Source organism: Streptococcus sp. sy004, assembly GCF_007859205.1.
Taxonomy (GTDB): domain Bacteria; phylum Bacillota; class Bacilli; order Lactobacillales; family Streptococcaceae; genus Streptococcus.
Map to the genome: position 1 here is coordinate 24,790 of NZ_VOHP01000004.1, position 12,807 is coordinate 37,596.

The 12,807-nt window shown below is 39.5% G+C and carries 14 protein-coding genes; 1 reads left to right on the forward strand and 13 read right to left on the reverse strand.

The genetic code is table 11. The annotated features are described in order from the left end of the window. Window positions 1-14 precede the first annotated feature (14 nt). The 5 genes from FRX54_RS04515 to eno all read right to left on the reverse strand — a co-directional run bounded on the left by FRX54_RS04515 (window position 15) and on the right by eno (window position 6,511). Window positions 15-3,362 carry a ZmpA/ZmpB/ZmpC family metallo-endopeptidase gene (locus FRX54_RS04515; protein WP_146461488.1) on the reverse strand — a complete coding sequence of 1,116 codons (3,348 nt, stop codon included), beginning with the start codon at window positions 3,360-3,362 and terminating at the stop codon, window positions 15-17. Window positions 3,363-3,418: 56 nt separating this feature from the next. Further along, window positions 3,419-4,003, reverse strand: a complete 585-nt coding sequence (locus FRX54_RS04520; protein ID WP_146461490.1) for an FIVAR domain-containing protein — start codon at window positions 4,001-4,003, stop codon at window positions 3,419-3,421. A gap of 76 nt (window positions 4,004-4,079) precedes the next feature. After that, window positions 4,080-4,922, reverse strand: coding sequence for a hypothetical protein (locus FRX54_RS04525; RefSeq protein ID WP_146461492.1), 843 nt, complete (start codon window positions 4,920-4,922; stop codon window positions 4,080-4,082). Between the two features lie 72 nt (window positions 4,923-4,994). Beyond that, window positions 4,995-5,096, reverse strand: coding sequence for a YSIRK-type signal peptide-containing protein (locus tag FRX54_RS06465; protein WP_146461494.1), 102 nt, complete (start codon window positions 5,094-5,096; stop codon window positions 4,995-4,997). A gap of 107 nt (window positions 5,097-5,203) precedes the next feature. Next, entirely contained in the window at window positions 5,204-6,511 is a 1,308-nt protein-coding gene (gene eno / locus FRX54_RS04535) for a surface-displayed alpha-enolase (RefSeq protein ID WP_146461496.1), read from the reverse strand. A 175-nt stretch (window positions 6,512-6,686) separates the two neighbouring features. Between eno and FRX54_RS04540 the strand changes: the two genes are divergently transcribed. Then, window positions 6,687-7,136 carry a YueI family protein gene (locus tag FRX54_RS04540; RefSeq protein ID WP_146461498.1) on the forward strand — a complete coding sequence of 150 codons (450 nt, stop codon included), beginning with the start codon at window positions 6,687-6,689 and terminating at the stop codon, window positions 7,134-7,136. Window positions 7,137-7,179: 43 nt separating this feature from the next. Here FRX54_RS04540 and FRX54_RS04545 read toward each other — a convergent pair whose 3' ends face one another. The 8 genes from FRX54_RS04545 to FRX54_RS04580 form a co-directional block, all read right to left on the reverse strand. Beyond that, entirely contained in the window at window positions 7,180-8,082 is a 903-nt protein-coding gene (locus tag FRX54_RS04545) for an RluA family pseudouridine synthase (RefSeq protein ID WP_398586822.1), read from the reverse strand. Then, complete coding sequence (gene lspA, locus FRX54_RS04550; protein WP_146461500.1) at window positions 8,072-8,527, reverse strand: signal peptidase II; 456 nt, start codon at window positions 8,525-8,527, stop codon at window positions 8,072-8,074. Before lspA ends, FRX54_RS04545 begins: the two co-directional genes overlap by 11 nt. Further along, window positions 8,524-9,438, reverse strand: a complete 915-nt coding sequence (locus tag FRX54_RS04555) for a LysR family transcriptional regulator (RefSeq protein ID WP_146461501.1) — start codon at window positions 9,436-9,438, stop codon at window positions 8,524-8,526. Before FRX54_RS04555 ends, lspA begins: the two co-directional genes overlap by 4 nt. A 252-nt stretch (window positions 9,439-9,690) precedes the next feature. Next, window positions 9,691-10,167 carry an NUDIX domain-containing protein gene (locus FRX54_RS04560; RefSeq protein ID WP_146461504.1) on the reverse strand — a complete coding sequence of 159 codons (477 nt, stop codon included), beginning with the start codon at window positions 10,165-10,167 and terminating at the stop codon, window positions 9,691-9,693. A gap of 1 nt (window position 10,168) precedes the next feature. After that, window positions 10,169-11,116 carry a PhoH family protein gene (locus tag FRX54_RS04565; RefSeq protein WP_146461506.1) on the reverse strand — a complete coding sequence of 316 codons (948 nt, stop codon included), beginning with the start codon at window positions 11,114-11,116 and terminating at the stop codon, window positions 10,169-10,171. 21 nt (window positions 11,117-11,137) lie between these two features. After that, entirely contained in the window at window positions 11,138-11,353 is a 216-nt protein-coding gene (locus FRX54_RS04570; RefSeq protein WP_146461508.1) for a YozE family protein, read from the reverse strand. Next, window positions 11,350-11,859, reverse strand: a complete 510-nt coding sequence (msrA, locus tag FRX54_RS04575) for a peptide-methionine (S)-S-oxide reductase MsrA (protein WP_146461510.1) — start codon at window positions 11,857-11,859, stop codon at window positions 11,350-11,352. The genes FRX54_RS04570 and msrA overlap by 4 nt, the downstream gene beginning before the upstream one ends. Window positions 11,860-11,922: 63 nt before the next feature. After that, entirely contained in the window at window positions 11,923-12,780 is an 858-nt protein-coding gene (locus FRX54_RS04580) for a S1 RNA-binding domain-containing protein (protein ID WP_146461512.1), read from the reverse strand. Window positions 12,781-12,807 lie beyond the last annotated feature (27 nt).

The following is a 12,807-nucleotide window of genomic DNA, read 5'->3' on the forward strand; positions in this document are numbered from 1 at the left end:
TTTTTTATTTACCCTTATTGGTAAACTGATTGTCTGAAATCATCCGTATCTATAAGATATGCTTTATAGATAGCTTCTTTCAAAGCAGCTACTTCTGCTGGTTTTGTTTGAACTAATTGTGTCATTAAAGTCTTCATTTGAATATAGTTTGCCTGATAAGTTTGTCCATTATAAGTAAACGTTACTGGTTTCAAATCACCAGCTTTCGCTTTAGATAAGCGACGTTCAAGCATATCTAATTTAAAGTCAGCAAAACTATTATAACGATCTCCAAAAAGTTCTTTCAAAATATAGGTATCTGAGAAAACCTGTCCTTCTGCTTCAGCCTTGGCTTTCAGTTTGTTAGACGAATAACTTAGCATGCCTTCATAGCCAACCTCTGCTAATAATTCATAAGACAATCGTTTAAACGTTAAATTGTCTGATGAACCAGTTTCATTCGTTAAAGCACCAAACATAGGTACAAACATCAAACTTGTATGGTAACCACTTTGACCAATATCAGAATCCTTAGCATAAGCTTTTAGACCAAACAGCACCTGATTATTAACCAAATCAGCTAAAGTATTGAAAGTAGTCGTTTCCCATTCCGCTTCTGTAAATGAACGGTTCTTAGCTGTAGCATTCATTCCATTTGGAATAGCTTCTAAACGCTTAAAGACCTGTTTTTTCGTGCTAAGTGGTGCTTCTAGGTATACTTCTCCTTCTATGGCATCTAAAGTATAGATAACATCAAACATACCACCAACATACTCACCTAAATCATCGCTGGTTTGGAAACGTTCTGGACTAGCGTTATGAACACGATCCTTAGCAAATTTACCACCCTGATCAGTAGTAAAATCAATAAATAGATTCAAACCAATCGTTTGGTTGGTTGAATTTGACATACTATGAAGGAAACCACTAGTGAAGCTGTCACCACCCATGCCTTGTCGTCTGCCATAACCGCCTAGATAAACTGCTCCATCCAAATTATGTGTCATTTCATGCGTTAAAGTTCCCATACCATATGCGCCAATCATAGAATCTGCAACAAAGTGAGAAGAACTTCCATTAGCATAGGCTCCAGAACCATTTGACGCATACCACTTACCAACTGGACCAAAGAAGTCTATCATTCGACTCGTTGCACTACTTCCATAAGGCTGCATCCAACCACGTCTATTGTTAAGTGAGTAACCATCCCAGTTTGGAATTTGCATATCAGAACGAGTATATAATTTATCCTTAACATCATCATTAGCAATGCGATACCAAGTATCAAAATGATCACGTTGCCACTTAGCTGCTTGAACAACTGCTGCTTCATATTCCGTAACTTTTTGTTTATAAGTTTCTGGATCAGTTTCCTTAAGGGACATATCAATATTACGATCATACATACCAAAATTGATTGTAGTCATATTAGTAAAGACATAAGTGCCTTCTTCTAACAAAGTCAATAATGGTAGGATGTACGATTGATGCCGTTCTTTAGATAGAATACTATAAACTTCAACATTAACATCAGGTACTTCTTTTGAAGCTTCTTCCACAATAAAGGCTTTACTTGCTGACTTAAACCACTCATTATCTGTCTTATCAGTCAATAAGCGATTATAGGCACTCAAATAATCCATCACCGTAGTCTGACCATTTTGACTGCCAATGTAAGTTTCATACGTCGTTGCACTGTTCTTGAACATCAACTTGTCTGTACCAAGGTTACCAATGTTCGTTAAGAATTCATAAGGAGATACCTCATTGCCAAAGAAGTCTTGTCTGAATAATGAGAGTTCCTTAATGTTCTTATCATCATAGTTGATATTGTATAGACGATCCATATAAGTCAGACCCAACATCAATTTTTCCTTATTAGCAAGGATTTGATCCTTCAAGTAGGTCAATCCAGCTTGATCCGTACTTGCATAAACAGCCTCTTGTGACAACAGAGATTTGAGATAACTTCGAATATTATCCTTAACCTTATTATAGGCTGGTTCCAGATACAATGGATCAACACGAAGCTCTCTCAAGGACGCTTCTGCTTGGCTATTGCCAGCACTTGAATTTGGCAAGCTTAGACGCAGACGCTCAGCCACAATCAAGGTATTGTCATACTTGAAGTTTGGATACAAGTTACTCAAGCTATCGAAGTAATCCATGCCCTGTAATTCATTGACCAACTCATCCACTAGGCTGTCTTGGTTTTGAATAAACTGCTCAGGTGTGTAAATCAAATCTGTACCAGCTAGGCTGTACTCTTTCACCTGACTATCCTTGAAGAATTGACCAGCCGTCAAGTCAACATATTCTACTGTGTCATCACTATAGTGCAACATCAAACGATTGATTTGCTCATGTTGCCCATAATAATCCGTCACAAAGGCATTATCTACCATTGGAACAACATTGACTAATGGGGTCGTGTAGAGCTTGCTTGATTCTGACACCTTGTTACCATAGGTCAAGATGGTTTCTTTATTGTAGAGAGGCAATAATTTTTCAATATTTTGATAAACCACTTGACGACTACTCTCATACTGTGCTAACTGACTGTAATCTGTACTATTAACTTGTTGCCCAAGCATTAGCTCTAAATCTGCTTGATAAATGTTTTCAATTGTCTTATCCTGAACCAATTCTGGCCAAGACACACGAATCTTACCATCGTTTGTGATGCTAGTTACTGGAAGATACACATCCTTGTACTTGTCTGATTCTAATTTGACCACATAAGCAGACAAGTCATCCGTTGCCATTGCCGCTTCTTGTTTGACCAACTGATTGTTTTCATACTTATAAAGCGTCACTTGGGTCAAGTCCTTAAACACCACTTTCTTAAGGATCAACTCAACCGTGTCTTCATAAGTATCTGTTTTAGTTTGTTCCCCATCACGACGATCATAAATCAAGTCTGTCTTAATGGTGTAAGGGATGTTGTAGTCCAAACCATCCACAAGGACTGACTGGCTGACATCACTAATTGCCACTTCCTTAACCAAGGTTTCCCCATCGTAAATTTTGGCTATTACACGAACATAAGCCTGATCGGGATCGGTTAATTGGTAAGACAAGCTGAGTGACTTCGTCAATTCATCCTTTTCAACCTGCATCAAGGTCAAGTCTGGCTCTTGTTTCAAGTCTAGCGTCACCGTTTGATCATGAGATACGGTCTTGCTTGCTTCACCATCACGCAAGTCATAGGTCAACTCCGTTTCAAAACGATACGGTACTTCATGGTCTAGTCCGTCAACCGTCAATGGCTGACTGATGTCGATCACTGGCACTTCCTTGACTAACTGCTCGCCTTGATAAACCTTGACCACGGCACTACGGTAAGTTTCCTCTGGATCGGTCAAGGCGAAAGTCAAGGTCACCGTACGAGTATCGTCATCTTTTTCAGCCTGTGTTAAAGCTAATTCTGGTACTCGTTTTAAACGACCAGTCGCTCAATCGCTTCTTTTAAAGCTAATAAACCTGAATCAATCTGTTCTTGTGTAGCTTTTGAACTTAACAAGAGTTGACGAGCTTGAGTCAACAAACTATCATATACTTGTTTCGTTTTCAGTGTTGCATAAGCATAACGAATTGTTTCTTTTAACGTATCGTCCTCTTCAACTAGTTGACGAAGTTCTTCTTTATCAACAACTGGCTCTTCTATTACTTCACTACTTGATATTTCGTCAACTGACTTACTTAACTCAACTTCACTACTTGATGACTTGCCGGCTGGCCCACTTGACTCAACTTCACTACTTGATGACTCTTCAGCTGGCTCACTTGACTCAACTTCACTACTTGATGACTCGTCAACTGGCGCACTTGATTCAACTTCACTGCTTGGAGTCGGTTCCACTTCTGGTTGTGAGGCAACAGCTGATACTTCTTCCATTGATGAAGATGGAGTTGGAGCTACTGGTTCAACTTCTTCGACTTCTGTCACTGCTTCTGTTGAGGTTGGAACCGTTACTACCGTTTCGACTTCCTTCACCACTTCCGTTGATGATGGAACTGTCACTACTGTTTCGACTTCTGTTACTGATGTTTCAATCTCGCCTTCTTCATTTGTTGTCTCAATAGTCGTTTCACTTGTTTCAACAACGGTTGACTCCGATTGGAATGGTTGTCACAACTTCTTCTTTGACAATGACTTCTGTTGAAGTTGGGATTGTTGTGACGACTTCTTCTTTAACCATCACTTCACTTGATGTTGGAACGCTCGTCACAACTTCTTTGACTACCAACTCACTCAATGTTGGATTGGTTTCAAGCTCATTAGTAACTGTCTCCGTATTAGGAACGGTTGGGAGCGTTGGCAATACTGGACGAATCTTTGTTTCTGAAATGGATTCTTCAACTACACTCTCTTCAGTCGCCTCTGTTTTTGTCGGTGAACTTGACACTGTATTAACTAGTGACTCCGATGATGGACTTTTAGCTTCAGATGAAGAGTCATTTGTCCAATCAGTTAACAACTGGGTACTGGTGTTCTCGTTCTTGGCTTGACAGCCACATAATGAAATATAGCCAACATACTGATAACCTGGAATCTCTGCAATCTCTGGCATCTTATCACCTACCGACAATTGATACACCTGGTTATAAGCAGACAATTGTTGAGTTTGCAAGGCTTGGATACTTGGCATGAAAATCGTACCTGACAGGGTAATTAACATAATAGAAGAAACAATGCGCTCCTTTTTACCCTTACTGGTTACAATGACACTAAGCCCCAAAACAACAAACAAGACTTCACCTGCCATGGTCAAAATAGAAAGTGATTCACTTGCTGTTTTTGGCAGAATGCCTTGGTTCATTGGACGATACACCAAATAGTAGTTATGGCAATGCACATCATGATTTTGGGGCAAGCCATTTTGAATCAACTGTTCTTCTTCAGCCGTCAACTCATCTTTGGTCACATAGTGATATTGCACCAAAGGACTATGGGGCAAATCAGTTGTTGCACCTACTGTGTCTGCAAAGGTTGTCGTCTCTGAACTACCTAGTCAGAAAGCACCTATGGCTAGCGAAGCAATACCTACAGATAATTTACGAATGGAAAATTTTAAATGTTTGTTAAATAAATCTGAACTTATTCCTTTTTTCATTGTATCTCCTCTATCATACAATTAATCCAGACTGATTATATTATAATTTTATATTGCTAGTAAATAAATAAAACTCTCTAAATAATCTTAGAGAGCTTTATGATCAATTATTTTTTCAAGTTGTAGAATGACTTGATACCTTTGTATTCTGCAACTTCTCCAAGTTGATCTTCGATACGAAGTAATTGATTGTATTTAGCAATACGGTCTGTACGTGACAATGAACCTGTTTTGATTTGACCAGCATTAGTTGCAACTGCGATGTCAGCAATTGTTGAATCTTCAGTTTCACCTGAACGGTGTGACACAACTGCAGTGTAACCAGCTTCTTTAGCCATTTCAATAGCTTCAAATGTTTCAGTCAATGTACCGATTTGGTTAACTTTGATAAGGATTGAGTTAGCTGCACCTTCTTTAATACCTTTTGCAAGATATTCTGTATTTGTTACGAAGAAATCATCACCAACCAATTGAACACGATCGCCAAGACGCTCTGTAAGAGCTTTCCAGCCATCCCAGTCATTTTCATCCATACCATCTTCGATTGTAATGATTGGGTATTTGTTAACCAATTCTTCAAGGTAAGCAATTTGCTCTTCTGATGTACGAACAGCAGCTCCTGGCCCTTCAAATTTAGTATAGTCGTAAACACCACGCTCTTTATCGTAGAATTCTGATGATGCACAGTCAAAACCAATCATGATACCATTTTCACCTGCTTCATAACCAGCAGCTTCAATAGCTTTAAGAATTGTTTCTACCCCATCCTCAGTTCCTTCAAACTTAGGTGCAAATCCACCTTCATCACCAACAGCTGTCACAAGACCACGTTCTTTAAGGATTTTCTTAAGGGCATGGAATACTTCTGCACCCCAACGAAGTCCTTCTTTGAAAGTTGGTGCACCAACCGGCATAATCATAAACTCTTGGAATGCAATTGGAGCATCTGAGTGTGAACCACCGTTGATAATGTTCATCATAGGTGTTGGAAGAACTTTCGTATTGAAGCCACCAAGGTAGCTGTAAAGTGGCACTTCAAGGTAATCTGCAGCTGCACGAGCAACAGCAATAGAAACACCAAGAATAGCATTCGCACCAAGTTTACCTTTGTTTGGTGTACCGTCAAGAGCGATCATGGCACGGTCGATTGCTTGTTGATCACGAACATCATAACCAATAAGTGCTTCTGCAATCACATTGTTAACGTTGTCCACTGCTTTTTGAGTACCAAGACCTAGGTAACGTGATTTATCACCATCACGAAGTTCAACTGCTTCATGCTCACCAGTAGAAGCTCCTGAAGGAACCATACCACGTCCGAAAGCACCTGATTCAGTATAAACTTCTACTTCAAGTGTTGGGTTACCGCGTGAGTCAAGGACTTCGCGAGCGTAAACATCAGTAATAATTGACATTATATTACTCTCCTTTGAGTTTAATTTGTTACTTTTTTATCATACCATAATTCTAAGCATTAGGCAAACCAAAGACAACATCTTTTGAAAAAATCATTTGAAGAGATTTAGAAACTGGTCTTACTCTAATTTTGATGATACAATAGATGATAGAAATCATCCTCAAGGAGTTATTATGGAAAATCTTGAACAAAAAATTTTGGAAGCTGCTACGGCAAAACACCGTCTAGACCCTGACCAACAACGCTATTTTTTGGGAACCTTTGAAGAAAGAGTGATTTTGGCTCTTAAAACAGATGACGCAAGTAAGGACACTGTTATCAGCAATTTTTCTCAAATCTTACGGCAAATCAGCAGTCAGCACACACCTATCTCTGTCAAAATCTCGCCTAAACTAGACCTTAAGCAGCAAATGACCTACCTCAAACTCGCTCAAGAACAAGAAACTAGTGCAACCATTGTCAATGAAAGTCAAGCTCAATCACCCTTTGCTTTGATTGTCCATACCGACCATGCCGTCAATTTAGACTACAACAACATCAGCGACTATCTCCCACAAGAACCTGAAACCACTCAACAACCCACTGCTAAAAAATCATTTTTCCAAAAAATATTTGGCAAATAAAAAGCTAGGACTTTGGCCTAGCTTTTTATTATATACATCAAGATTACTGGTTGCTTGATCTCAATTTGTCCAGAGTTTCTTTGAAAATTTCAGGGATATCTGTTTCAAATGTCAAAAAGTCACTCGTTACTGGATGAGTAAATCCCAAGGTTTGAGCATGAAGAAATTGGCCTTGTCCTTTAAATGTTTTTCTTGGGCCATATAACGGATCTCCTGCCACTGGATGACCAATATAAGCCATGTGAACACGAATTTGATGGGTACGACCAGTTTCCAAAACAACTGATAATAAGGTGTAGTCGCCAAAGCGTTCCAAAACTTGAAAACGTGTCACAGCTTCCTTGCCCTTAGCCGTCACGGCTTGTTTTTTACGATCCTTGTCACTACGACCAATCGGTGCTTCAATCACACCACGATCATTTGGTAGATTGCCATGAACCAAGGTTAAATACTGTCGATGAGATTTTTTTTCTTTAAGTTCATTCGCCAAGGCTTGATGGGCTTGATCATTCTTAGCAATCATCAACAGACCTGACGTATCCTTATCAATACGGTGAACAATCCCTGGACGCACAACCCCATTGATGGTTGATAAATCTTTGATGTGGTAAAGCAGTGCATTAACCAAAGTCCCTGAGATATGACCGGCTGACGGGTGCACTACCATACCTTGAGGTTTGTTCACGACTGCAACATGGTTATCTTCATAGATAATCTCCAAAGGAAGATTTTCTGCGACATACGCTACTTCTTTTTCTTCAGGTAGTTGATAAGTAATACAATCCCCTAACTGCACAGCATATTTGGCTTTTTTAACTTGATTGTTAACCAAAACCATTCCTTTTTTAATCGCCTCATTCGCTTGAGAACGTGATAGGGAGGTCAAATCTGCTAAAACCTTGTCTAAGCGACTACCAACTACCTGCTCATGAATTTCAATTTTCATTTTCTTCTCTCCAAAACACCAATAACAATAATAAAACACCAAAGGTCAAGTAGATGTCTGCTACATTAAAAATAGCAAACTCAACAAAATCAAATTGAAACATATCAACCACATAGCCTTGACGCAGACGATCAACAAAATTTCCCAAGCCACCTGCAATAATCAAAACCAACCCCCAAATTTGCCACCAAGAACCATTTAATTGCTTGTACAGGTAATAAACCGCTCCCCCTATGACAACAAATGTCACCAAGAAAAATAGGATTTGTTGATTTTGAAGCATGGAAAAGGCTGCTCCGTAATTTCTCAAATAAGTTAGACTAACTAAACCTGGTAAAAACGTTCTTAACTGACCTAGGCTAATCTGAGCTACCACCCAAAACTTAACTACCTGATCCAAAGCCAGTAACAATAAAATACTCAGTGGTACAAGAACTTTTCTCATGCCTTATCCTCTTCTTTCTTATGCTCGAAATAAGCCGACATGACTTCAACAAAACGTGCTGCACAAGGCGACAAAGCCATCTCAGAACGCTTCACATAGACTAACTGATTGAGCGAATCGTCTGCTAGTGGACGTGTCACAATCTGATCCGACTCTTGCTCCACAAAACCCGAACCAGTCGCATAGGCATCTGTTCCTAGTAAAAGCGTGTTTAGAGTGGCTCGGTCGGTCACATTGAAAATCGTGGAGCTTTGACTACGATCAACTAAATGCTCAAAATAATAGAGATATTCGTCTTTTTCTTGGATAAAACGTACGGTAGGTAAATTAGCCAAATCATCAATCGTTAACGTATCTTTTACCGTCAATGGATGATCTGCTCGCAGATAAATATGGGTTTGAAAATTGGTTAAATCAACAAATTCCAAACCATCTTGCTCCATTTTAGTTAAGAGATTCGAACGATTTTGCTCATTGAGATAAATCAAGCCCAACTCACTATAACCTTCAGCCACTTCATCAAGAATCTGAACAGTCGTTGACTCAAACAGCCGAAATTGATTATACTCAGGATAAGTCCTTGTAAACTCTAACATCAGAATCGGTAAAAAATCATAGTGCTGGCTAGCAATCGAAAACTCTTTATCTCGTCCAATTAGCTGAGAATATTGATTTTCAAAACTTTCAAAGTTGGTGACTAGCTTTTGTGCTTTTTCTAAAAAAACTTTTCCACGCTTAGTCAAGACCACACCTGTCGCTAGTCGATTAAAGATTTTAAATCCTAGTTCTTCTTCCAAGTCTTTGACCGCTACCGATAAACTAGGTTGGCTGACAAATAAACTACTAGCTGCCTCACGAAAGCTACCACTGCGAGCAATAGCCACCACATAGCGTAATTGTTGAATATTCATTGACATCTTTCCTATCGTTAATGTTACTATTATATAACTTATCAGCTAATCATTCAATCCAAAATTCTGCCTAATTGTAACGACAGATTTTTTAACGATAAGACTTTTCTAAATAATCTACACTCCCACAACATAAAAAGCAGGTCAGCTCTAACCTGCTAATTGCTACCACTGAGATAAGACTATTTAACTCAACTAGTTATGTAAAAGTCTGAAACTACTGCTATTCAAAAACAGTACTAAAATTTACCTTCAATGCCCTAACCCAAAACTATTGGTAAAATATTCTTTAATCATCAATTCTTGCTGGGGACTAATGATTTTGATTTGACTTAAATCTTTCTCCGAGAAAAAATTTAAGGCTAACGTTTCTTCGTTGGTAAATCCTGTGATGTCAAAGTCCTTAACTGCTTTGACCCGATAAAGAAATCCAACTGTCTGAGCCACATCACCATTTGGATAGTTCTCTTCATAGTTAGTGTAAACGTTGAGCAATTCTAAAACGTCAATCTCAATACCTGACTCTTCCATAAACTCTCGCTTGAGTGCATCAATCGAACTTTCGCCTAGTTCCCAACAACCACCTAACAATGACCAAGTACCCACAAAGTCAGACCGTTTTTGGAGAAGAATACGACCTGCTTGGTCAGTCAAAATGCCCACTGAAAAGTTGAGAAACACCTTATCGTGACCAACTTTAGAACGGATAAAAGAAATGTAGTCTGTCATGTCACTCCTCATAAGCCTTGATAATTTCAGCTACGACAGGGTGACGCACCACATCCTTGGCTGAAAAATGTACAAAATCAATAGCTCTGACCTTGGCTAATTTTTCAGTGGCATCAATCAAACCTGACTTAACATTTTTAGGCAAATCAATCTGACTGACATCTCCATTGACAATCATCTTAGACTGAAACCCAAGACGTGTTAAAAACATCTTCATCTGCATGATGGTTGTATTTTGAGCTTCATCAAGAATGACAAAGGCATCATCCAAGGTTCGACCACGCATATAAGCCAAGGGAGCAATCTCGATGATTTCTCGATCCATCAACCGAGTGGTTTGCTCTTTGCCCAAAATTCGATACAGGGCATCATAAACTGGACGCAGATAAGGATCAACCTTTTCTTTCAAATCACCAGGCAGAAAGCCTAAATTTTCACCTGCTTCAACGGCTGGACGTGTTAGGATAATTCGCTTAACCTGCCCACGTTTCAGAGCAGTCACTGCCAAGGTCACTGCTAAAAAGGTTTTTCCAGTCCCAGCAGGGCCAATCCCAAATACAATATCATGATTTTTGACACTGTCAGTATAAATCTTTTGCCCCAAAGTCTTAACTCTGATGGGTTTACCCGCAAAATCCTTGATGATTTCCTCTTCATACAGGGCAATAAATTTGTCAATCTCATCATTTTTCGCCATAGAAATAGCTGTCACCACATCAGATGTATTGATCAACATGCCACGTCCCACCAAGACCAAAAGGGCTTGAATGACCAAACGTGTTTGTTCTACTGCTTCTGCTGAGCCAAGAACCTGCAACCATTCCGTTCCAACATGAATGGTCACTGCCAACTGCTCTTCTAATAATCCTAAATGCCGTTCATTGCTCCCAAAAAGTGCCAAGGCATCTTCAGGATGATTTAACTTGATATCTATTGTTTTCTCTTGCAACTAACACTCCTTCATGGCTCCTTAATGAGCCAAATAATCCTCCCAAATGCGATCAAATTCACTGAGATTAAAGGCAAAACTCGCTTCGTCTTCTAAATAACGACTAATTACTTCAAACTCATTGGTATGCTTGGGAAAGGTACTATCGTCAAAAACAAAATCTGCCAAAATGGCGACTGCTTCTTGACTTTTCGGATTTCTCTGAGTCATCAACCAAGTGTAGAAAGATTTTCTCATGACCAGTTTTTCTCCAAGAAATCATGACGAATTTTACTAGACAAGGCATAGCGGAACGGATCTTTTTTATAAAAATCTTGATGATACTCTTCTGCTTCATAAAAGGTCTGAGCTGGCTCAATCGTTGTCACGATTGGCTGATCAAATCGTCCAGAATTCGCCAACTTTGCTTTTGATTTTTCAGCAATTTCTCGTTGTGCTTCACTGGTATAAAAAATGGCAGGTCTGTAACTATCACCACGATCTTGGAATTGTCCAAAGGCATCTGTAGGATCTGTTTGTTGCCAGTACAACTCAACTAAGTCAGCATAAGACAACAGGCTCGGATCAAAGATAATCTCAACCGCCTCTGTATGACCTGTCGTTTTAGAACACACCTGTTCATAAGTTGGATTAGGCACATGCCCACCCGTATAGCCACTGCGAACTGACAAAACACCCTTGGTTTCTTCAAATGGTTGCACCATACACCAAAAACAACCACCTGCAAAAATCGCTCTCTCCATAAACTTACCTCCTTAGTTTTCTTTATTGTAGCAAAAAATCTCAGAAAAACCGAGATTTTAGCCCTAATCAATCAATTCTGTTCCCAAACTATCTTGTTTGATTTTACCTGCCTTCATCAAACCACCCAAAGCCTTCTTAAACTGTCCTTTGGAAATGCCAAAAGTGGCTTTAATATCGTCTGGCGAAGATTTATCATTCAGTGTCATAAAGCCTCCATTGGCCTGTAAATAGGTCAAAATCATATGAGCATCATTTTCCAACATCTCAAATGAACGAGGTCTCAAGGACAAGTTCAAGGTCCGATCCACGGCACGATAACCTATCACACGAGCATCTAACACCTGACCGAGACGTGGCTCTTGGTAACGTTCGCTAGGGTGGATAAAGCCTAACATATTATTTTCAGGCAGATAGACAAAGGTGCCAGACAATTTCAAACGATAGACAATGGCTGGCCACTGCTGATTTTGCATGTTGTCATAGGCTGGTCCTGCCAATTTTTGAAAAACTTCTGGCTGAGCTGGTATAGCCCAAATTCGTCCTTTTTTATCCACATCAAGACAGACGTAGAGTTTGTCGCCCTTTTTAGGCCAAAGCTCCTTGAGTTCTGGTAAGATATCTAAGGATACAACGACTTGCTTATCTGGCAAACCTGTATCAACAAAAACACCTAGATCACGACGAACCTCTGTTACCACTCCCCAACCATAAGTGGTTCGGCTTGCAGTGACTGGCAAAGTCGTCAAACGCCATTTTTGTCGCATATCAGTATAGACAAAGCCTTTAACCATCTCTCCTAGTTCATGCTGACCTTCACTTTTTGATAGGGCCAAAGTGACCCCTTCTTTTTGAACAAAGTAAAAATCCTGATTTTCATCGGTCACAAGACCTGTTACTTCTCTTGCTAGTAATTTTTCCATATCTCCTTAGATTTGAACAACTGCCAA

Bases quoted from the DNA above. Each gene is read 5' to 3' on its own strand.
- FRX54_RS04545 (WP_398586822.1), bottom strand. From the start codon at position 8,082: ATGAAAATTGAAATTCATGAGCAGGTAGTTGGTAGTCGCTTAGACAAG.
- FRX54_RS04570 (WP_146461508.1), bottom strand. From the start codon at position 11,353: ATGAGAAAATCTTTCTACACTTGGTTGATGACTCAGAGAAATCCGAAA.
- FRX54_RS04580 (WP_146461512.1), bottom strand. From the start codon at position 12,780: ATGGAAAAATTACTAGCAAGAGAAGTAACAGGTCTTGTGACCGATGAA.
- lspA (WP_146461500.1), bottom strand. From the start codon at position 8,527: ATGAGAAAAGTTCTTGTACCACTGAGTATTTTATTGTTACTGGCTTTG.
- msrA (WP_146461510.1), bottom strand. From the start codon at position 11,859: ATGGAGAGAGCGATTTTTGCAGGTGGTTGTTTTTGGTGTATGGTGCAA.
- FRX54_RS04540 (WP_146461498.1), top strand. From the start codon at position 6,687: ATGGAAAATCTTGAACAAAAAATTTTGGAAGCTGCTACGGCAAAACAC.
- FRX54_RS04555 (WP_146461501.1), bottom strand. From the start codon at position 9,438: ATGAATATTCAACAATTACGCTATGTGGTGGCTATTGCTCGCAGTGGT.
- FRX54_RS04560 (WP_146461504.1), bottom strand. From the start codon at position 10,167: ATGACAGACTACATTTCTTTTATCCGTTCTAAAGTTGGTCACGATAAG.
- eno (WP_146461496.1), bottom strand. From the start codon at position 6,511: ATGTCAATTATTACTGATGTTTACGCTCGCGAAGTCCTTGACTCACGC.
- FRX54_RS06465 (WP_146461494.1), bottom strand. From the start codon at position 5,096: ATGAAAAAAGGAATAAGTTCAGATTTATTTAACAAACATTTAAAATTT.